This is a genomic window from Terriglobus sp. RCC_193, assembly GCF_041355105.1.
In the GTDB taxonomy this organism is placed as follows: Bacteria; Acidobacteriota; Terriglobia; order Terriglobales; family Acidobacteriaceae; genus Terriglobus.
Genome location: NZ_JBFUPK010000001.1, coordinates 2,004,865 through 2,025,202, shown reverse-complemented (window position 1 = coordinate 2,025,202; position 20,338 = coordinate 2,004,865). Strand labels below are relative to the sequence as shown.

The window sequence follows — 20,338 nt, the reverse complement described above, 5'->3', positions numbered from 1 at the left end:
AATTCGGCGCAGAAAATGCACCGTTGACGATGAGTGTCATCCCGCTGCCTTAAGTAGGGCTTAATTTATCTCTGACTTTGTAACAAGAATCGGTAAAAGAATTACGACTTCTGCTCCACCCGAGGGGTGATTGGCAATGGAGATGTTTCCACCTGCCCGACTGCAGATCGCTTTGCAGATGGAAAGTCCCAGGCCCGTGCCGCCCGTGTTGCGGCTCCGAGACGCATCGCCCCGGTAAAATGCGTCGAACAGATGCGGCTGATTTTTATCTGCAATGCCATTGCCATGATCTCGAATTTTCAACTCGGTCCATCCGTTACGCATGGTCAGCGATATTGCAATCGGCGCCTGTTCCGGAGAATGCTGAATTGCATTGACCAGGACATTCGAGCAAAGAAGAAGAGCGTCTTCCGCGTTGAGCTTGACCTTTGTGCTCGGTGGGAAATCCAGAAGATCGAAGGTGAGTCCATGAAGATTGGCATACGATTGGCATTGCGTAATCGCATCTTGTAATGCTTGCGCGAAATCGCTTTCGTGTGAGGGATCTTTCGGGCTTTGTTCCAGACGGGCCAGTGCCAGCATCTTCTGTACTGTGGCTTCCAGGCGGCCGATATCTTCCATTCCCACGTCCAGTCCGCGTTCGTATTCTTCGACGGTTCTGCGTTTCATCGCGAGTAGTTGCAGGGACGATTTCGCAATGGCAAGATCGGTTTTCAGTTCATGTGCGGCATCGCTTGTGAATTGGCGCTGTTGTTCAAATGACCGCTGCAGACGTGCGAGCGTTTTCTCAATCGCAGCTGCAAGAGGGCGCAGTTCGCGGAACTGTTCGCTGCTTGCAGGGGCTTGAAAGGCCCATCGTTCGGCATCTACTTTTTCTGCTTCCTGTGCCAGTTCGCGTATGGGATGAAGAGAGCGGCGAATGAGCCACGACAAAATGGCTGCGGTTATGCCAAGAAGAATGACTGTTGCATATGCGAAGAAGCGCGTCGCTTCGAAAATCGAATGCCATGTGCGCCCTTCCGGAAGGCCGTAGACTACGGTGACCTTGTGATCCACCGCGTGTGGACTGTTGGGATCAATGATGCGATCACCCTTCAAGACGTAGAAGCGGAAACGGTGATTCTGCACGCGAGTTTGGGATACTGTGCCGGAATCAAGCGGCAGGGAAGGCACTTGTCCATGTTCCGCCAGCACCTGTCCGTTATCGGCAGTTACATGATAGACCGCACGCGGAGGCAGACTCACGCCTTGTGCATCTAACGCAATACTTCCATCCTTGCTGTCCGCTTCCTGTACTGCGCCAAGAAGTGCGTTGGAAGTGGCACGAAGATTCGCATCGAAGGCTTCGAATTGCACGCGTCGCTCGTGAATCGTAACGGTTGCAATCAGTACAAGTGCTGCCAGAAACTCCAGCAGCAGCACAGCAAGTGTGAGCCTGCGCGTAATGGATATACCCGATTTCACGTTAGGTCACCCGACCGTAGCCGGTAGCCGCGATGACGCAATGTCTCGATAATCGGTTCGCCGTCTGGAAGAGAAATCTTCCGTCTTAGATTTGAGATATGCGCTTCAATTACGTTCGAATGATGTTCCCAGTTGTAATCGTAAAGATGTTCCAGAAGCTCTTTCTTTGAAACGACAGCACGGGGGCGGTAAGCCAGATACTCCAGAATGCGGTACTCAGTGGGCGACACATCGATGGTTTCGCTTCCACGATTGACTGTTTGCAACACCGTATCAATCTGAAGGTCCGCCACCTGCAATTTGGGTGATGCCGCTCCATTGGAGCGACGAATCAATGCCTTGATCCGCGCAATAAGTTCTCCCAGATCAAATGGCTTCGCCAGGTAGTCATCGGCGCCACTGTTCAGCATGTCGATGATAGTGGTCTTGCCCTCCTGCGCGGTCAGGATCAAAACCGGTGTCAGGTTCTTTCTCTTACGGAGAATGCGCAGAACTTCCTGCCCGGAGAGGGCCGGCAACATGAGATCCAGAACAATCAGGTCAAAGAGATTTTGCTCCGCATAGTCGAGACCTTCCTTGCCATCCGCAGCATGGTCCACAGCGAAACCCGCTTCTCGCATACCGTTGACAATGTTTGTGGCCAACCGGATTTCGTCTTCCACCAGGAGGATTCTCATGGCCCTCTATTATCTGCTAACCAAACTTAAGTTTCACTGAATACGGAGCGATGGCGGGAACCGAAACAAGTACGAGAAACACAGCCTCTGCTATGGCTGCGACAGGGCAGCCTGAACAGAAGGAGAAAGAGGCTTGTCTGCTGATGCGAGCAGCAGGCTTACCTGCCACATCTGCGTCGGCGAAAGTATTTTCTGATATGAGGGCATACCAGTAAGCCGGATACCGTTCTTGATGCGCCAGTAAGTTTCTCCTGCCGGATCATCGCTTACACCGACGACGCCATTTTTGTGCTTCTGCCATAGCTGAGGCACGCTGGGATACATGTTCTGACCCACTTCAGCCGGTTGGCTCGGTATCCCGTGGCAAAACGAACACTCTCTCTTATAAATCTGCGCGCCTGCCAGGAGATTGTTCTCATCCGGCTGAATGGGAGCCTGTTCGATTTCACTCTCCATCCGGCGATGTAAAGGAACGCGAACGATCTGCTTTTCGAATGGAAAGGCGGAATCGGTAACCGCAACGGGTGGTCTGCCATAGCTAAGATAGCTCCACGCAAATAGCGGAACAATCAGCACTCCAACAACGAAACAAATTACTCCTGCGATTCCTGTTTTCATGCTCTCCCATCCTTATTCCAAAATGAACCTGAAGGACTTATATAGAAAACAGAGAAATTATCCAATGATGAAATTCAGATCACTGTGATTCAAGAACGATTCATTGCTGAGTTACAAGGGCTCATCTTCTCCATGGATGGGAGTCTCTGATTAAGTGCACGCCATGCAGAGAACAGCGTACGGCTCAGTTGAATACGCCGGTGAACGCTTCGATTGCGGAATTGTTCATGATTGTGCAAGAGAAACAGCCCTCTTCTGGAGAGGGCTGTTTCTAGTATTGCTAGGCTTGTCGTTCCGGGATGGCTACCAGCAGGTCTGCAAGACGTTTCTCCAGATTATTTTGGATGGTCGCATATTTCGGATTGCCGTACAGGTTGTGTGCTTCGTTGGGATCGAGCTGAAGATCGTATAACTCGAACTCCTCTGGCGATTGCGTGTACCAATGGATGAACTTGTGTGTGTCAGTACGTACACCGCGGTGCGGCGCTACGTTTTCAGCGCCGGGGAATTCGTAGTAGTCATACAGCCATTCCTTGCGCCATGCCGTCCCTTTGTTATCGACAAGCTCCAGCATGGAGCGACCCTGGAACTGCTTGGGAATGGGCAGGCCTACTAAATCCATCACGGTGGGGGCAATGTCTACGTCCAGCACCATTTCTTTCTTTACTCCACCGGCTTTCACGCGGTTGGGGTAACGGATGGCCATGGGAACACGGATGGATGGCTCGTGCATCAGGCGCTTGTCGAAGAGGCGCCATTCGCCCAGGAGATATCCATGATCAGAGCTGTGGATGATGGCAGTGTCATCCATGGTCTTGGTGTCATCGAGGTGTTTGAAGATGCGGCCCACGTTTTCGTCGATTGCGACAAGCCCTGAGTAGTAGTCCTTGCAGAGCTCTTCAATGGAACGGACGGCATCGCCAGTGTCGGTGGTGCCTATCTTGTTGTCCGCAGTCTTGAACGGTGTCGGCTTGCCGGGGTATCCCTTGAGGTCGTCGTCGAAGGACGCAGGCTTGGGGATCTTCACACCGTTGTACAGATCAAGATGGCGCCGAGGGCGGAAATAAGGCGCGTGCGGTGTCATGTACCAGAGCAACAGGGCAAAGGGTTTCTCACGCGGCTGCTTGAGCCAATCCAATACGCGGTCGGTGACGAAGTCGTCACAGTAGCCTTCGTCCCATGTTTGAACTTCACCGATCTTGCCGTTCTTTCCTTCGGCCATCTTCGGCTTGTAGTAGTTGGTGGCCGGCGCATTGACGCCAAGGTAATAATCCCAGTGCTTTTCCTTCAGACCGTTACGCACATGCACTTTGCCAACGATGCAGGTTTCATAGCCTTCCTGCAACAGGTAGTCCGTGAAGACAGGGATGTCGGAGGGAAACGGTGTGTGCACCGTCTTGTTGTCCAGCGCGCCGGTGGAACGGGACCACATGCCGGTCATGGCGGATGCGCGTGCAGGAGCGCAAAGTGCATTCGTGCAGAAGGCATTTTCAAACTTCACACCTTCGTGCGCAATACGATCCATATTCGGCGTCTTCAGCAGGGGATGACCCGCACTACTGAGGCAGTCCCAGCGCTGCCCTTCGGTGTAAAGGAAGATCAGGTTTGGCTTCTTGCCTGCGGCGGCGGCATTCTCCTCCGCAGGGACAGGCAGCGCGTGTGCCATGTTTGAGTTCACCGCAGCGCCCAATGCTGTTGCCGCACCTGCCTGTAGAAATTGCCGCCGGTCGAGCTGTTTCCCAAATGATTCCATGTGTGTTCCTTCCAAAGCCAATGTTTCGCCAGAATAGTTTCGCGGCGAATTCCATGTGTGTTGCTGCAGAGATAGCGTTATCGCATATGGCTCTAAATCAATGCAATGGACATCGTAAGGAGTGGGGAATCATAAGTCCTTTGGAATAATTATTTCGCACGGTGCTGTCACCGTATTGTGGCGCATGTCACGATGAAAACCAAACTGTATCGGTACTTTTATCTTTGCGCGAAGAGAAGAACAGCGACCTTTGCATCCGGCCTTACTTTGGATCGACTAAACCGACGCCTAATGCACGTGGTATGCGATGACGTGTGTGTTGCTGACTTCGTCTTTCACGAAATCGCTTTTTAATACGACCTCAAAATTGTGTGTGGGCTTCTCGCTGTTCAAAGAATTTCACCCTCAAGAACGATCTAAAACTGCAGATTCGTGGCGAGGCATTCAATGCCCTGAACCAGGTGGGTTTTCGGGTCACCCGTGACGAACTTCTCCAACGCCCAGTTTGGCCAGATCAGTTCGCTGAACAATACTCCACGGCAGTTGCAGTTTGCAGCCAAGCTGCTGACCGAAGCTGGTGTCCTGGCGGAGCCGTCCCGGTTCCTTGAAAAGATTGTCCACAAAATTTTGGATGATCAGGAAATTCTGAAATAGCTCTTTCAAGCATCCAAGCGCAGCAGAAGGAGTTCCTCCCATGCCTGTAGGTGCGGAACAAAGCGCAGCCCCATTTGTACCCGATGATCGAACACTGCCTGTTTTGCAGGAGGCCGTTCAGCATTGTCAGGGTTGCGACCTCTATAAAAATGCAACGCAGGCTGTGTTTGGAGAGCTGGAGACGGGAGCCAAGGCAAAGAAGCCGAAGGTGTCGATCATGATGATCGGCGAACAACCAGGCGACCAGGAAGATAAGCAGGGGAGGCCATTCGTTGGTCCCGCGGGGAAGTTCCTCGATAAGTGTCTCGAAGCAGCTGATATCAATCGACGAAAAGTCTATGTCACCAACACGGTGAAGCACTTCGGTTGGCAGCCGCGTGGCAAACTCCGCATCCACAAGAAACCGAGTATGAAAGAGATTCATGCCTGTAGGCCGTGGCTGGAAGCGGAACTTGAGGCCGTTCATCCAGAGATAATTGTTTGCCTCGGAGCCACGGCAGCGCAATCCTTGCTCGGCTCAGGCTTCAAGATCACCCAGTCGCATGGGAAAATCCATGAGGTTGAAGGTTTCCCCCCAATCATTGCCACCCTGCATCCGTCCGCTATTCTCCGGGCCAGGACAGACGAAGACCGCCAGCGGGACACCAAAATTTTCATGGATGACTTGCGGAGGGTCACAGAATTTCTGAAGAAATAACCTCTTCCGCGGGACGCGCAGAACTACAGCGCAAACGGCCCATAAAGGAAAGCATCTGTAAGCAAGATGGATGGATCATGAAAGGGATGCTGTCGCTGGAAGCATAGAGCACTTAGTCACCACTGAGTCACCGGGCTTCAGGATCAGTGTGAGGTTCGCTCTAAGTTATTGATTGGAAATGGCGTCCCCGACGGGATTCGAACCCGTGTTACCGCCGTGAAAGGGCGGTGTCCTGGGCCACTGGACGACGGGGACGCACCTGCACTCAAGCGTGGGATCACGCTGTGCCATTTCCAAGATTAGTCGTATCTGCACTCGATGTCAAAATTTGAAAAACGTTCTTCTGGAGAACGGTGCTAGTCTCCAGTGGAACGCAAAATGACCAACACGCATCGTCAGCCCGCTCGCCGTTTATTGGATGTATTGCAGGTGGCATTCGTCGTCATTCTGCTGGTGTCGAATCTGTTAGCGCAGAAGATATGCCGGATCGGCGGCTTGCCGGTTTCCGGTGCGATCTTGCTTTTCCCCATCACATATATTTTTGGAGACGTCTTCACGGAAGTGTATGGATACGCTGCGTCGCGGCGTGCCATCTGGCTTGGCTTCTTTGCTACGGCGTTGCTTTATGTTGCAGCAGCGCTGACGATCAAACTACCAGCCGATCCCAGTTGGCATAATCAGGAAGCCTTCTCAACGGTCTTCGGATTCATCCCACGCATTCTTGCCGCAAGCCTTGCGGCGTTCTGGTTCGGGGAGTTCGCTAACAGCTATGTCATGGCCAGACTGAAGCTGCTTACAAATGGGCGTTGGCTGTGGACGCGCACCGTTGGGTCCACCATCGTTGGTCAGGCGATTGATACAAGCCTGGTGGTCGTGCTGACGTTTGGTGGCATCGTTCCCGCAAGAACAATGTTCTTCATGATTCTTAGCAGCTATGTGTTGAAGGTCAGCTATGAAGTGTTGGCAACACCGCTGACCTATGCCGTCATCTATGCTTTGAAGCGAATCGAAGGCGGAGAAAGTTTCGATCACCATACTTCCTTCAATCCGTTTCGATTTTCAGAAAGAAAGGCTGCTTCCTCCACAGAATGTTAACGACATACTATGATCGCGCTGGTCAGTTGGAAATTGGTGCAGAAGGTGATCTGAAGGATGCAGCATGGATTGATCTCTATGCGCCGTCCGCGGAAGAAGAGCAGCGTGTAGAAGCGGAATTAAAGATCACCATTCCGACGCGGGAAGAGATGCGTGAGGTAGAGAGCAGCAGCGCGCTCTATCATGAGGGAGACGCTACTTATATCACCGTACGCGCGGTGGAACGGGGAAGTAGGGGAGAACCAGGGCTGACAAGCTTCACGCTCGTCCTGGTGCGGCAGCAATTCATCACGCTGCGTTATGCAGAGCCAAGGTCGTTTGCCCAGTTCCTCGCGCGGACACGTAAACCGGAACAGGCATTTCCATCATCGCTGTCCTTACTGCTCTGTCTATTGGAGACCATCGTAGACCGTGACGCTGACATCCTGGAAGAGATTGGTGATGCACTGGATCCCATCTCACTTGAGATCTTCTCGCGCGATACGTCGAGTTCCATGGAAAGCATTGCGGCAAAGGACCTGAGCCAGCTCTTGAAACGCATTGGCAATGCAGGAGAGCTTGCAGCACGCGTGCGTCAGAGCCTGCATAGTATTGGTCGCGCACTTCCTTTTCTGAAGCTTCAGATAGAGAACGACTCGGGGCTGGACGTTAGGTTGAAGACGCTCACGCTGGATGTGCAGTCGCTGTTGGAGCACGACAACTTTTTGCAGACGCAGATTCAATTCCTGCTTGATTCGAATATTGGCCTCATCTCCATTCAGCAGAATGCAATTATGAAGACGCTCAGCGTGGCAGCCGTAATCTTCTTACCTCCCACGCTGATCGGCTCCATCTATGGAATGAATTTTGAGCATATGCCGGAATTGCAGTGGGCGCACGGCTACCCTTATGCCTTGGGTTTAATGCTCTTGTCCGTTGTTCTACCACTCGCATTTTTTCGGACGCGCCGCTGGTTTTAGCAGAAGCAGCGGTACGGCTTTCACGAATACATCGTGATACGATATATGTGTGAAGCCGACTTCCGGAGATAAGCAACTGACGGTAGCACTGGCAGCCTTTCGGGCGGATCTCCGCCGTTTTCTGCATTACAGTGAACTGGCCGCTGAAAAAGCAGGGCTTCTTCCGCAACAGCATCAGCTTTTGCTGCAGATTGCCGGAGCGCCACCCGATACGCTTGTTACCGTTGCCTATATCGCTGATCGACTGCAGTTACACCACAACAGTGCAGTGGAACTCTGTAAGCGATGCGAAGTTGCCGGCTTTCTTGTGCGCGACAAGCTGAAAGTGAATCGGCGCTATGTGATCCTGCAGCTGACGCCCGCCGGTAAAAAAATGTTGGCTCGACTCTCCAGAGATCATGCTCGCGAACTGCGCCTCTGGGCGCCTGAACTGATCGCCTCGCTGAACAAGATTGTCTTGCTCGATGGCGAAGCTGAAGGAGCTACCGAGTGACTATCGAGAAACCCAGAAGAGGCTGGTTGAGTCGTTCTCTTCCGTTAGTGCGTGAAGATCTTTCCAGCACTTACGAACGGAATCTCCATCGTTGGTTAATCGTAGCTCCCATCGTTGGCATTACTGCAGGCCTGGGAATTACTGTGGTCGCAACCGTCTTGTTGCGCTACATCTGGCCTGGCGTGCTTGCTCTATATCTTGCGCATCATTGGATCATCATCCCGGGACTGACTATCGGCGGTATCGTTACTGGACTTCTGATGCAGTTTGGTACGCCCGATCCCAATCTGCATTCCACAGAAGAAGTGATCGAGATGTATCACGAGAATGACGGGAAGATCGATCTGCGTTCGACACCTGTGAAGTTGATCGCTGCAATTACTACCGTCGGTTCTGGTGGAAGCGCCGCACTCGAAGGCCCTGCAATTTATGGCGGAGCGGCCATCGGAACATGGGTTTGGTCGCGACTCTCCAAAATTTCGGCGTTGGGACTTACCCCGCGCCATCGCCGCATCCTGTTGCTTTGTGGCGCAGCAGCGGGCATGTCCGCTGTTTTTCGCGCACCTCTTACGGGTATCGTGTTTGCGCTGGAGATGCCATACAAAGACGACATGGCACACGAAGCACTTGTGCCCTCTCTGATCGCCTCTGTTGTTTCTTACATGACACTCGGCGTTTTTTTCGGTAGCGAACCCCTGTTCGCATTCGCGGCTTCATCTTCGTATACGCCGAAAGATCTTGTCTGGTGCGCGCTGTTGGGCATGGTGATTGGCCTTATCGCTATGACCTTTGTCATCACATTCCGTAGACTTCGTCGTTCCATCATTCAATGCCCGGTCCCACATTGGATCAAGATGGGAATCGGTGGACTGGGTACAGCACTATGCGGCCTGGCATTCCTGCATTTCTATCCTGGACTTCTTATCCCGCTTGGCCCAAATTACGAAGCGGTACGACTGATTATTGGCCAGAATCACTCGACGCCGGAACTGTTGTTCTTCACTTTAATGAAGCTCGCAGCAACTGCCTGCACACTGGGCGTGGGCGGTGTCAGCGCAATGTTTGTTCCGTTGTTTCTGAGTGGTGGAAGCCTCGGTGCCGCATTTGGCCAAAGCGTTGTTCATACGCAGGCTTTAGGGCTGTATGAGGCTGTGGGGATGACATCCTTCATCTCTGCCGCGTACAAGGCTCCGCTGGCAGCTGTCGTGTTCATGGCCGAGACTACGGGAGGTCACGGATTCCTGATTCCGGCCCTTGTAGGTGCAGCGATTGCATATGTAATCTCTGGCGATGCATCTGTATCACCAGCACAACATGTGCACTCCCGCGTCGAATAGCGATCTACCAGATGTCACTCCCTGGTTCGCGCCCCAAAGGCCTCTGATCGGCTCCCGTTTCCTCGGCATGGCGACCTCCAAAACAATGTAGCAAAGTATCACCAGAAGTTTCCCCGGCACTTTTGAGCACGAAAAAGCCTCTCGGGAGTGAGAGACTCTGGTCTTTGCAACCTATTCATTTTGTATATCTTATCTTGGTGCCGGGAGGGGGGGTCGAACCCCCACGAGGTTGCCCTCGGCGGATTTTGAGTCCCATTGGCGCTCTTACGCACAGTATCGCACGGGCACGCACATTTGCGTAACACGCCTTTGTTTATAGGGTTTTCGTTGCGATAGGTCTAGCGCAACGTTGCGCATAGCTACGCACAGAACTCGACAAGCAACAGCCACCAAAACAGCCACCAAAACAGCCACCAAACTACTCGCTTTCTGAAGCCGTTTTCGCCTCTTCGGAGATGGCGTGATACACCCTCCCCGCTTCGTCGATTGTGATCGCCGGGATGTTGGACTGGGGGATGTTGAGCACGTATCGGGTGTGCTTCAGTTCGCCCGAGCGAACGAGGGCTCCCGCCTCAACCAGACCGGCGAGGTCGCGGGTCGTAGTCGCTGGAGGCGTCTCCGCGATCGTGCTGTACTTCTTTGCGCTCATCCCTCCTTCGAAACCTTCTGGGCCTTCGCGGAACATCCTCAAGAGGACTTTCTCCTGTCGAGCGTTGATCCGACCTTTCAGACTGTCCAGCATCTTCGTCTTGTGAATGACGAAGTCAATTTGAGCGAAGGTTCGGTATTGAGCTTCGAGCGCGATGGCCGAGAACCAGCGAAGCCATCGGGTCACATCATTGGTCTTGTTCGCCTCTTCGAGGGAACGATAGTAGTCGCCGTGATGAGCCAAAATCGAACGCGCTAGCGCAACGATGACCGGTTGCCCGAAACCCTGGACTAGTGCCTTTTCTGCTATCGCTCTGCCTATGCGTCCATTGCCGTCTTCAAATGGATGAATGGATTCGAAATAGAGATGCGCGACACCAGCCCGTGTCAGAGCCGGTAGTGCCGAATCCGTACCAGGAGCGGTCCGGTTGAACCATTCGACGAATCCAGCCATCTCCTTACGAACACGATTCGAAGGCGGAGCTTCGAAGTGGACCTTCGGTGCGTAGCTTGCGCCGGAGACAACCTGCATCGGCTCGTCGCTTGTTCGATAACGTCCAACATCCCTCAAGTCGCCTCGACCGGCAACGATCATCCGATGCCATGAAAATAGATGGTCTTCCGTCAAGACCTCGTCAACGCCTCGATAGAGTGTGACCATCAGTTCCGAAATGCCCTGCTCCGCAGGCTGGACCTTTCTGCGGTCAGAGAGTAAGCCCAACTGTCGCTGAATCGAAGATTGGACGCTGGCTCGATTGAGCATCTCCCCTTCAATCTCTGAAGTAGTCAAGGCTTCTACGCTCATAGCGTCAACGAGGAGTTGTTGTCGGGTGTCATCATCAAGATGCTTCGCCGATCCGACCAAGACACCGACACCTCGCAGGAAAGCCGCCTCGGCCTTCGCCAAAGTTCTGTCGTTCCACCGGAATTCCGGCCAATCAGGTTGTTGCCAATTCCAACGCATGATCTATAGGAGCGCTCCCTATCACTCATAATATAGTCTTATATTGATTGATAGGAGTTGACCTGCTCCCCCCGGTAAGATTGTCGAAAGCCTGAAATCTTCGTCGAACGTAGGGACGGGCCTCTATGGGCCGGATTGGCGTTCCGCACTTTCATAGAGAGCTGCGGGCAAGACTTGATATCGCATTTGAAGCCGGACCGTAGAGATGAACTCATGGAAATCTTCTGGGGAAACCCGCTCACAATCGAGATCAAAGGCTTAGACATTCTTGGCGTGCGAGGGATCGACCAGGCCATTGAAGAAAAGTTAGTCAATGGGATCACCACCATATCCCTGCGCGCCCGGTATTACTCGATTTTGACTTGGGCAATCGGTTCGTTTTTACAAGCAGGTATCACACCAACTGGTACCGGAACATTCACCGATTCTGCGTTTCGCGCGTTTCTTCGAAGAGTCGAGTTCCTCTGTTTAGCCTGCACCGCGCTTGATGATTTGAATTCGGGCCGCCTCAATGGAGTGCTGGGTCGCGATCTCTTTGACGCAGAACTGAAGGAACTCTGGGCGAATGAAGTTGTCGAGTTTCCGGACAATGCTCGAACCGCAATGTTTCTCACCTATTACGGCCCATGTCGTGCGGTAGGCCTACTGAAAGATGCGCCAGGATCTGTTGTACCAGGCCAACTGACTCCATTAGGGCGTGAACTCATGGAATTGAGGGAACGTGCAATGCCCGCCGGGATTCTGGTACTCCTATCGGGTAAAGCATCCCTTGATCTCAAATCTGTGAAAGATGCCAAGGCTTCGTTCTCGCTCCACTCTTCTTCCATTCCTTCAGATGAGCGAGAGCTCTTACTCAAAGCATTAGGGACGCCCCGCTCCGGGCGGACGGCGGACGATCATAGAAGGTTTGTCTCATCGGTCGAATGGATCATCGCTGAACTAAAACGAGAACCGACGAGTGCCGAGTGGCTTCTGTCGAGGAACTACGCGGCCAGAGTGAGCCAAGGGGCAACTGACGATGTCGCCGACTCTTGGGCAGAATATGAATGGCAACGCCGCTGTCATTTTGCCTTCGAATGGCTGTTGGCAAGCTTCTGCGATGCGTTGAATCGTCAAGGCGATCTCAGCTTGGCGGAAGCCGTCGAATGGCTCATCCGAAGCGCAAGCGACTCACTTGACCAAATGGCGGAGATTGTCGGGCTGAGCGAGCTCGCTCCAGCAACTCCTTCAACGACGCTGCTTCGGGCCATTCCCGATGACTACCAGCTAGCCGCCCCCTTACCGACACGAAGCATGTCCTCGCAGCGAGGCGGAGTTGGCGCCCTCGGAGCCGTGTGTCTGCTTGCTGCGCTTTACCGTCAGAGCAAGGAATTGCGGAGACGCAAGATTTTCAAGTCACCCGATCCTGTCGCTCATCGAGCGATGGCAGCGTTCGAACGGTGCGCTGATCTTTCTTCAGCGCAACTCCTCGAAGCCTTGGTTCTGCAATGCGCGATCGTGCCTCATCTGACGACTACCTTAAGAAAGATGGGAGGGGGTCAACAATGTTCGCTAAGATTTTTTCCGGATGGTGAACTCTTTCGTTCTACAGCGGTCCAGGTCGCTGCAGGACGGAGCGGCACTCGATTGGCAAATGTCTTAGGGGTTCTTTCCGATCTTTCAGTGTTGGAATTAACCGAAGACGCATACCTCCCCGGCAAGGTGACCTTCCATGAGGCATAACATCCTCGCTTGGTTGGAATCGACTGGTCCGTCGGCAGACCAGGTAATCGTGTTGACCCACAACATCGACTTCCTTTTTTTAGAAGCCGTCCTTCTCCCGAAGCTTCGAGCTATCGGTGACCCCTCCCTGACAATCTTTGCCGACTCCGCAAGCGCCGCCGCGACATTCAAGACGCAAGCCCCGCTGATCTGGGAACTCGGAAAACGCTATCGTGTGATCCCCGTCGATCTCGGCCCTTGGCGTCGATTCCATCCGAAAGCAATTCTTGTGAGTTCAAGAGATGGAGCGCAACTCGCGATTGGAAGTGGCAATCTCACGGCCGGAGGATGGAGCGGTAACTTTGAGGCTTGGGCAACCTACTCTTCCGACGCTGAGGGCTTACCTGTCCTCGCAAGTTTCGCGGATGTATTGAATGGGCTCCCTCAACTCGTCGCAATGCCAGAGAGGACAGACGCGAGCCTAACGTCTGTCACATCCTCGTCTTGGTTTTCGGGCCTACCCGCACCTGATGGCTTGCTGTATTCCCTTCGTCGTCCCTTACTCGATCAAATTGCCGAAGTTCTACCTGAACCTGCATCAGAGGTTTGGGTAATCAGCCCGTATTTTGACCCAACGCTTACTGCACTTAGAGAGTTCGCCGATAGGGTCGGCGCTGCAATCAAAGTCTTAGCGCAACCTCTACGCGCAGGCATAACGAGCGACATGGCAGACTCTCTGCCCAGCACCATACGAGTCGTATCCGCTACGCCCCGCGCCGAGCAAGATCGTACTCGTTTCATGCACGCGAAGGTGTACTTGATCCGCACGGCCAACCATCGTGTGATTTTTATCGGTAGCGCGAACTGTTCCCAAGCGGCTCTTACGAAAGGTGTCACGAGCGCGAATGCCGAATTGTTGGCTTTCAAGTCAATCAGTGAGAAAGATTGGAACGACTTCATCGAAGAGCTGGAGATTCTCGAAGAGCAACCCCTTCTACCCGAGGCTGTCTCTATTGACGACGATCCAAGAGATGCCCCCTCGCTCCGAATCAATGGGGCACGATTGGAAGACGGCTTACTTCAAATTACATTCTCGTGCTCACTCCCTTTGGCCGACTGGCGACTCAGCAATGGCGAGCGACCGCGTAACAATCCTGGCTCAGTCATTGGAGATGGCTCTCTCAGCTTCGCCCAAACGGGCGAAGTCCGTTTCGTCGCATTGATCGGATCGTCTGCTGACGGCTACGAGGTGCGTTCTCCTGAGATGTGGGTGGACGATGAAGGCTTGTTGAGCCTCCCAACTCCGGCTCGACGAATGCAAAGAAAATTACGCGACGCTGCGAGCAAGGCGGTGTGGAGCGCCACCGAGTATTCCGAGATATTCGAAATTTTCAGCGACAACCTTACTGATACAACTCCGTATTCCGGTTCGTCGGGCCGAGAGCAAACAACTGACGAACAGTCCACCGAGTACACACTTGATGACATCTTCGCCGAAGGTTTTGCCTCGTCGGTTTCTCAAAGCGCTGCCAACCAACAGAGCGGATTCGGCGATGATGACTTCCTGAAAACCTTGTTTTCGTTGTTTGGCTGGGACATTGGCAGCGATGGAGAGGACGGTTCGACAAGCGATGTGACTGACCGAGAAGAGGCATCCGATGCCGACCTCAGGGACGAAGAGTTGCCGACAAATCCTTCCCCGGTCCTTGAACAAACAACCGCCAAAGCGATGGAACGCCATCGCAAACGTTTACTGAAGGTCGTCACTTCGATCACAAGTGTTCTGGATGATGACGGGTTCATCGCGCAGCGACCAGTAAAGCGTCTGTCGTGCGATATCGGCGCTCTAGGTTTGCTCCTGCGGAAAGCTCACCTCGATCACGCATTGACCGACGAAGACCTTGCAAACACGACGGCCAACATCTGGCGTGCCCTCTTTGCGGGTAACGGTGGTGCAGATGGGTCACTCCTTCGCTATTGGAGCAGTCTGAATGGAGAACAGAAAGAGCGTTTCCAGACGGACATGCAAGACCCCCGCCTTGTAGCAGCGTTAACCGTTTGGTTCTATCCAGACTGGACGCGCGGAGAAGAACGTCGATGGTTCAACCTCTCTATTGCACTGATTGCCGCCAAACTACCGTGGCTGCTCCGAGGCATGGCGCTCGCTGACACCGTGCGAGAGCTTACGAGGCTGTCTCGCAGGCTGCTCCCGACGGTGAAGATTGAGAAGCCGATAGATATCTGGATTCAATGGTTACGCGATGGTGCTGCCTTGATGCACATCGCTGACCTGTTCAAGGACGTAAGCCAGCGCGAGTTGGCACAAAATCGAGCAGGCGGTCGGGTGAGTCCCGGAGATCTTCTTTGGCAAGGTGGCCTGTGTGTGGCCCTGAACATTGCTGAGTTGCAGAAAGGAAATTATGGCCGCGTTCGGTTCCTTGCCAGCGGTGAAGAAAAGACGATAAGTGGCGACTACCTGTATCCAGTGATGGACTTATTGGCTGACGAGAATAGAGCCCTCGCAAATCAAATCAAGACCCTGACTTCGATCTGAAGCTGGGAGACTCTCTCGAATACGAAGGGGCAGGTGCAGGAGGAGGAACTAGACTCCTGCCGCGCAGCCGGCGAGCGGAGGCCGGAGCCAAAGCGGGATGAGGGTGCAGGGAGAAACCGAAGCGGGTTCTCCCTGCCGCTTTTTGGAGATGTAAGAGAAAAGCCCCGGACGAGCCGGGGCTGAATGACGCAATCGAACTAAGCGGCTTTTTTGATCGTTGCCGTTTTCTTCGTCGTAGCTTTTGCGGCTGTGTGTTTGGCTTTCCTGTCATCCTTCGGCTTCACGACTTTGGGTTTCTTCGGGGCGAAGACGTTTTCTGCTTCGGCCAGCAAGTCGGGTTGATTGTCTTGCGGGATGCCGATGTGATCAGCGAGGACGAGGCGCAGGGCGAAGCCGGTTAGCTTTTCATCTGCGGTGTTGCTGAGACCGGCCAACACAACCTCATCATCGGAACGCTGTTCGTTCTCGTCGGTGCTGAAGTATGCGGCTGGTTCCTCAAGGAAGTCGTAGGCGTTGATGTTGACGAGCAAGCGAAGGAAGACACGCATCTGTTCTGGATTGAAGGACGCCGGAGCCTGTTCGATGACGCGCTCGAAGGTGGAGACACGCGCCTTGCGCTGTTTCTCGCGTCGGGTTTGCTCTGCCTCGTACTCTTTCTGCTGCCGCTCAAACTCGGCCTTGCGTTCATCGTCTTTCCGCTGCTGTTCGGCCTGGTACTCGGCCAACCGCTGCTCGTGCTCGGCCTCACGTTGTGCGGCTTGCTCCTCTGTCTCTTCGTCTGCGGGTTCGGGCATTACGGGCGGCGGTTCGACTGCCTCCTCTGCCTCATGTTGGGCGTGGTTGGTATGGACGGAACACTTTGGTTCCAAGCAGACCGTGACAGTTCGGCCAACGTGCTTACCGAAGACGATGATTGCAGCCTTCGCACTTGGGCAAGGCGGCTCGGCATCGGGATTGTCCGGCTCCGCAAGTTCACGGTACTGGTTCCTGTTGAGAACGCCGGGACGCTCTTCGGTGGCGGGGCGCCACGCTGTTTGGATTTGTACGAGCTCTGGCCGCGCGGCAAGTTCGCGGTCAATGTGCGCTTCGATCTTGGCTTGGTAGCAAGCCGAGTCTAGGCATTGGTCGCCTTGCACGTCGTCAAACAAGCTCGTGTTGTAGCCGCTGCGACGCGGACAGTTGGTGCAAGCTCCCGCCTCGGGTTTGAGGGCGGTGTCCTCCCGATCGAACGGCGCTTCGGCAAGATTCAGGTAGAGATTGGCCTGAATCCACGCGCTTAGGTGCTTAGCCGGAAGCAGGTGCGCTTCCTTGTCCTGCCAATCCTTCCGCCAGCAATTCTCAAACGCATCGGCTTGGTGCTGTTGCGGTAGGCGGGCGATGAGGTTGGCATGGCTGGCCGTAATGCGCTCCTGCACGAACGCCTCGGCCACGGTCGGGATGAGTTGTAAGGCTGAGTCGAGCGTAGATGTGGCTGGTGCTCTTGCCTGACTTCTCGACCAATGCCGCCACGTCGTAGCCGGGAACGTCGAGTAAGCGTTGGAAACCCTGCGCCTCCTCATATGGATGAACGTCCACACGCTGCGAGTTCTCAACAAGCTGCCATTCGATGGCCTCGGCATCGTTCAGTTCCTTGATGTGCGCAGGAATGGAAAACTCCTCTGCCAGTTGCGAGGCGCGGAACCGACGCGCTCCGGCGACGATCTCGAAACCGTTATCCTTTGGCCTCACAACGACAGGCTGAATCAGGCCATGATGCCGGATGGAGTTCGCAAGCTCGTCTAGCTTGGCTTGGTCGAAGGTCTGACGGGGGTTGGTCTTGGACTCAAAAAGCTGGTCGATAGCGATGTATTGAAATGGGCTGCTGTCTTGCATGATGCCCTCCTTTGGGCTGTTGAGAGTGGCGGTTACAGAGCGGCACACGTCGAGCATTGTTCCGCTCCAACGGAGCGGACTAGCCGAGAATGCACTTGTCCGTGAAGGCCTCTTCGTACTGCTGCAAGCGCAGGTTGTTATCCCACGTCTCGGCGAACTTCTCGTGCTGCTTCTGCAAGGCTGTTAGCGCGACGTAGTGGTCGCGGATGATGGCACGTGAAACCTGCTCGACGGCAACGTAATCGTTCCGCCAGTAGTACGGAATCAGGTGTGCGCCCCCAGCGTAGCCAAGCTCGAAACACATCTCTGGGTCGCGCATGGCATCGCCGTTCTGTTCCCCGTAGTGGCAAACAGAGATGGCAGGAAGTCCCAACGGCCCGGATTCATCCGTCGCTTCGATCACAAGCGAAAGATAGGGCGGATTCTCGATCTTGACATAGAGGCTTGGCCTCCATCCCCCGGCCTTTTTGAGAATGGCAAGTATGGTTTTCATGCCGCCACCCCCGCAAGCTCTGGTTCGGCGTCTGCTTCCTCGGAAGCCTCTTGCGCGGGCGGCTCCAAGGCCGCAAGGATGACACTTGCGGTTTGCTGAATGACTTCCAAACTCTCGGCCAAGAGCGAAGCGTTGCCGTGGTACAGGTGGATGTAGTCCGCCGATGCCGTACCCGTCACTAAGCCAACCGCTTTGCCGACAACAAAGGCGACGGCTTCGGCTTCGGTTTCTCGAACGGTCTTGGTGGTTGCGGTGCGACGTTCTGCCTTGTGGAGGAGTTCGTGCGCCGTCTCATGAACGAGGGTTGAGAACTCTTCCGCTTTGGACTGTCCGGGGAGGATGGCAATGCGTCCGCCATAGCTCATCCCAAGGGCTGGCGCGATGTTCTGGTTATAGACAAGCTGGATTCCCTTGTTCTTCACGAATGAAGCCAACCGCTCTACGTTCTCGCCTGGGTCACCGCTCACCTGATGGAGTTCGGGGAGTTCCACGCCGTCCGTCTGCGTGATGTCGAAGACGTAGGCATTACGAAAGCCGAGAAGCATTCGTTCGTTCTGCTTGGTGATGTCTTTTTGTGCTTCCGGTTCCTTCTTGCGGCGAACGCCGACGATGGGGGCAAGAATGCGGATGCCTTTCTGTCCGGCTTTCACACTTCGCCCCAAGTTTTTCCACGTCCAGAATCCGGCGACACGCGTTGCGGTGGGCATCTGTCGCGCGATCTCCAGCACGTTCCCAAAGGAATAGTTGTGAAAACGGCTCATGGCGGTGAGGTAGTCGGTAAGGGCTTCGGAATGTCCGGCCTCCAACTGCTCAATCAAGAGCTTCACGTTGGCGGCGATTAGCTCCTGCTTTGTGGTGGGTTTCTTGCTGTCGATGGCGGTTACGTTGGTGGCTTGGCTGCTCATGGTGTTGGCTCCTTGGTCGGCTTTTGCTTTTGCACTTCCGCGTTGAAACGCGGCATGTACATGCCGAACGCCACCTGGCGAAGGCGGGGGTAGCAAGGTGCAGGGGGAGGGGTCTCCCCACCCTTGGAGAGGAGCCGAAGGCGGAACGGAAAGGGCGTAGCAAAGCGTAGGTCTGCACAAGCCCGCAGGGCGCGGAAGATTGGGGAAACCCCTTGCGCCGCGCGATCGGGGCAGAGCCCCTTAGCGAGGTTTGGCTTCCTTATTTGTGCGCGTCAGCGCACATGATTCTTGAGGGTGGGCGTTGCGGGCAGGAAAGGCCTGCTGAGGTGGGTAGCGGAAGACGCGGAGCGGCTGCAGCAAGGGAGGAGCTTTGCGCCTCCCTTCTCGACAAGCTCCTAAATGAACAGAGGAATGAAGACAGCGTCCTGAGGGTTCGTAGGAGCGAATGTCACAGTGCCACGTTCTATTTCACCGTTCGCTCCCGGACGCAGGAAGGTGCAAATCTTTTTGAGCGCTATGCCATCTCGCGTGAGCCACAGAAGAATGTCACCAACTGCATCTTTGACGAGAATGTCTTCCGGTTTGAGAATGTCTCGTTTTGTTAGATAGTCCCCAAGTACCCCGGCTACGAGATCTGGCAGACTCAGGCGATCATTCATTTCGACACTTCGTTCAGTGAACGGAATTGCCCCACCCATAACGCCGAACTTCGTCTCGGGCTTCAGGTAAAACGGCAATACGCGCCCGAAGCACAACTCCATCAGCAGTTGATGTTGCTCCAGTGAAGGCCCAATTTCGTCATGATCGGTCATCCAAAATACGTTCTGTCCGCCATGCCCGAGCAGAGCAATGAAGTACGCGACGAGGTGCGCTACGCGCATCATCTTTTCCGCAGTTTTTGGCGGTCGTGTCCCCAGCCCTATCGACTCAAGAATGCCGGCGATCTTGCGGGTTGTGTCAGGCTCTCGCCCGAAGACGCTCTTGATTCCTTTCTCGACTGCAACTGTATACAGCAACCCCGGAAGATGGTCCGCAGCCTCTAAAAAACCGGGCATCGAACGTCTGATCTGGCCCATGTTCAGATCTTTGTACGCTATCTCCTTATCGCCCAAGTGGAAGTCTGTTCTGACTTTGGCAACTCGGTCGTGGAAACCCGAGGCCATGTTCATTCCACAAATCAAAATCGAATAGACGTTGTATCGGCCTGAGCCTTCGCCAGAGTAATCGGTGAATACCCCTATCGATTTGTTATTGAAGGCCGAAAGCTCGGGCAAGACAAGTGTCTCTTGCCGAAAACTTTCGGTCAACAGATGATCGATCGAGTCAATGAGAACGGAAAACTTATCGTCGGGTTTCGGCGGCCTGAGAGACGGCAATACGACATCCTTCTTGACCACTTGGTTCGCAAACCAAGTTAACTTCCGCTTGTACTCTTCTTCCATAAACCGACCGAC

The 20,338-nt window shown here is 54.2% G+C and carries 18 protein-coding genes and 1 tRNA gene; 8 read left to right on the top strand and 11 right to left on the bottom strand.

From position 1 onward, the window contains the following. Positions 1–60 precede the first annotated feature (60 nt). The 4 genes from AB6729_RS08485 to AB6729_RS08470 form a co-directional block, all read right to left on the bottom strand. Positions 61–1,056 (bottom strand): sensor histidine kinase, encoded by a 996-nt coding sequence (locus tag AB6729_RS08485; protein WP_371081141.1) that lies wholly within the window; start codon positions 1,054–1,056, stop codon positions 61–63. Positions 1,057–1,460: 404 nt separating this feature from the next. Continuing rightward, positions 1,461–2,141: a response regulator transcription factor gene (locus tag AB6729_RS08480; RefSeq protein WP_371081140.1), complete on the bottom strand. Its 681-nt coding sequence runs from the start codon at positions 2,139–2,141 to the stop codon at positions 1,461–1,463. A gap of 90 nt (positions 2,142–2,231) precedes the next feature. Continuing rightward, positions 2,232–2,759, bottom strand: coding sequence for a cytochrome c (locus tag AB6729_RS08475; protein ID WP_371081139.1), 528 nt, complete (start codon positions 2,757–2,759; stop codon positions 2,232–2,234). A gap of 280 nt (positions 2,760–3,039) precedes the next feature. Then, positions 3,040–4,512 carry a sulfatase gene (locus tag AB6729_RS08470; protein ID WP_371081138.1) on the bottom strand — a complete coding sequence of 491 codons (1,473 nt, stop codon included), beginning with the start codon at positions 4,510–4,512 and terminating at the stop codon, positions 3,040–3,042. A 480-nt stretch (positions 4,513–4,992) separates the two neighbouring features. On the opposite strand from AB6729_RS08470, the gene AB6729_RS08465 reads away from it, so the two are divergent. Continuing rightward, positions 4,993–5,166, top strand: a complete 174-nt coding sequence (locus AB6729_RS08465) for a hypothetical protein (protein ID WP_371081137.1) — start codon at positions 4,993–4,995, stop codon at positions 5,164–5,166. Between the two features lie 40 nt (positions 5,167–5,206). Then, complete coding sequence (locus AB6729_RS08460; RefSeq protein ID WP_371081136.1) at positions 5,207–5,863, top strand: UdgX family uracil-DNA binding protein; 657 nt, start codon at positions 5,207–5,209, stop codon at positions 5,861–5,863. A gap of 179 nt (positions 5,864–6,042) precedes the next feature. Here the strand turns inward: AB6729_RS08460 and AB6729_RS08455 are convergent. Further along, positions 6,043–6,118: transfer RNA gene (locus AB6729_RS08455), tRNA-Glu, on the bottom strand. Positions 6,119–6,241: 123 nt separating this feature from the next. Between AB6729_RS08455 and AB6729_RS08450 the strand changes: the two genes are divergently transcribed. From AB6729_RS08450 to AB6729_RS08435, 4 genes are read left to right on the top strand one after another with little or no spacing between them, the layout of a single operon-like run. Next, the gene (locus AB6729_RS08450) at positions 6,242–6,958 is read left to right on the top strand and encodes a queuosine precursor transporter (protein WP_371081135.1); all 717 of its coding nucleotides are present in this window, start codon (positions 6,242–6,244) and stop codon (positions 6,956–6,958) included. A 26-nt stretch (positions 6,959–6,984) separates the two neighbouring features. Further along, a complete protein-coding gene (locus AB6729_RS08445; protein WP_371081134.1) occupies positions 6,985–7,917 on the top strand; it encodes a magnesium transporter CorA family protein in 933 nt (310 codons plus the stop codon). A gap of 49 nt (positions 7,918–7,966) precedes the next feature. Continuing rightward, positions 7,967–8,410 (top strand): MarR family transcriptional regulator, encoded by a 444-nt coding sequence (locus AB6729_RS08440; RefSeq protein ID WP_371081133.1) that lies wholly within the window; start codon positions 7,967–7,969, stop codon positions 8,408–8,410. Positions 8,411–8,436: 26 nt separating this feature from the next. Then, a complete protein-coding gene (locus AB6729_RS08435; protein ID WP_371081132.1) occupies positions 8,437–9,747 on the top strand; it encodes a chloride channel protein in 1,311 nt (436 codons plus the stop codon). A gap of 418 nt (positions 9,748–10,165) precedes the next feature. Here the strand turns inward: AB6729_RS08435 and AB6729_RS08430 are convergent, their stop codons facing one another. After that, positions 10,166–11,359 (bottom strand): Fic family protein, encoded by a 1,194-nt coding sequence (locus tag AB6729_RS08430; RefSeq protein ID WP_371081131.1) that lies wholly within the window; start codon positions 11,357–11,359, stop codon positions 10,166–10,168. 213 nt (positions 11,360–11,572) lie between these two features. On the opposite strand from AB6729_RS08430, the gene AB6729_RS08425 reads away from it, so the two are divergent. Further along, on the top strand, positions 11,573–13,081 hold the full coding sequence (locus AB6729_RS08425) for a hypothetical protein (protein WP_371081130.1): 1,509 nt from the start codon (positions 11,573–11,575) through the stop codon (positions 13,079–13,081). Beyond that, on the top strand, positions 13,071–15,614 hold the full coding sequence (locus tag AB6729_RS08420) for a phospholipase D-like domain-containing protein (protein ID WP_371081129.1): 2,544 nt from the start codon (positions 13,071–13,073) through the stop codon (positions 15,612–15,614). The genes AB6729_RS08425 and AB6729_RS08420 overlap by 11 nt, the downstream gene beginning before the upstream one ends. Positions 15,615–15,811: 197 nt before the next feature. Here AB6729_RS08420 and AB6729_RS08415 read toward each other — a convergent pair whose 3' ends face one another. The 5 genes from AB6729_RS08415 to AB6729_RS08395 form a co-directional block, all read right to left on the bottom strand. Then, positions 15,812–17,029 (bottom strand): chromosome partitioning protein ParB, encoded by a 1,218-nt coding sequence (locus AB6729_RS08415; protein WP_371081128.1) that lies wholly within the window; start codon positions 17,027–17,029, stop codon positions 15,812–15,814. Next, positions 16,953–17,486, bottom strand: a complete 534-nt coding sequence (locus tag AB6729_RS08410; RefSeq protein ID WP_371081127.1) for a ParB/RepB/Spo0J family partition protein — start codon at positions 17,484–17,486, stop codon at positions 16,953–16,955. Before AB6729_RS08410 ends, AB6729_RS08415 begins: the two co-directional genes overlap by 77 nt. Before the next feature lie 79 nt (positions 17,487–17,565). After that, on the bottom strand, positions 17,566–17,979 hold the full coding sequence (locus tag AB6729_RS08405) for a hypothetical protein (protein ID WP_371081126.1): 414 nt from the start codon (positions 17,977–17,979) through the stop codon (positions 17,566–17,568). Beyond that, positions 17,976–18,884 (bottom strand): ArdC family protein, encoded by a 909-nt coding sequence (locus AB6729_RS08400; protein WP_371081125.1) that lies wholly within the window; start codon positions 18,882–18,884, stop codon positions 17,976–17,978. Before AB6729_RS08400 ends, AB6729_RS08405 begins: the two co-directional genes overlap by 4 nt. Positions 18,885–19,279: 395 nt before the next feature. After that, a complete protein-coding gene (locus AB6729_RS08395; RefSeq protein WP_371081124.1) occupies positions 19,280–20,326 on the bottom strand; it encodes a hypothetical protein in 1,047 nt (348 codons plus the stop codon). Positions 20,327–20,338: the final 12 nt, after the last annotated feature.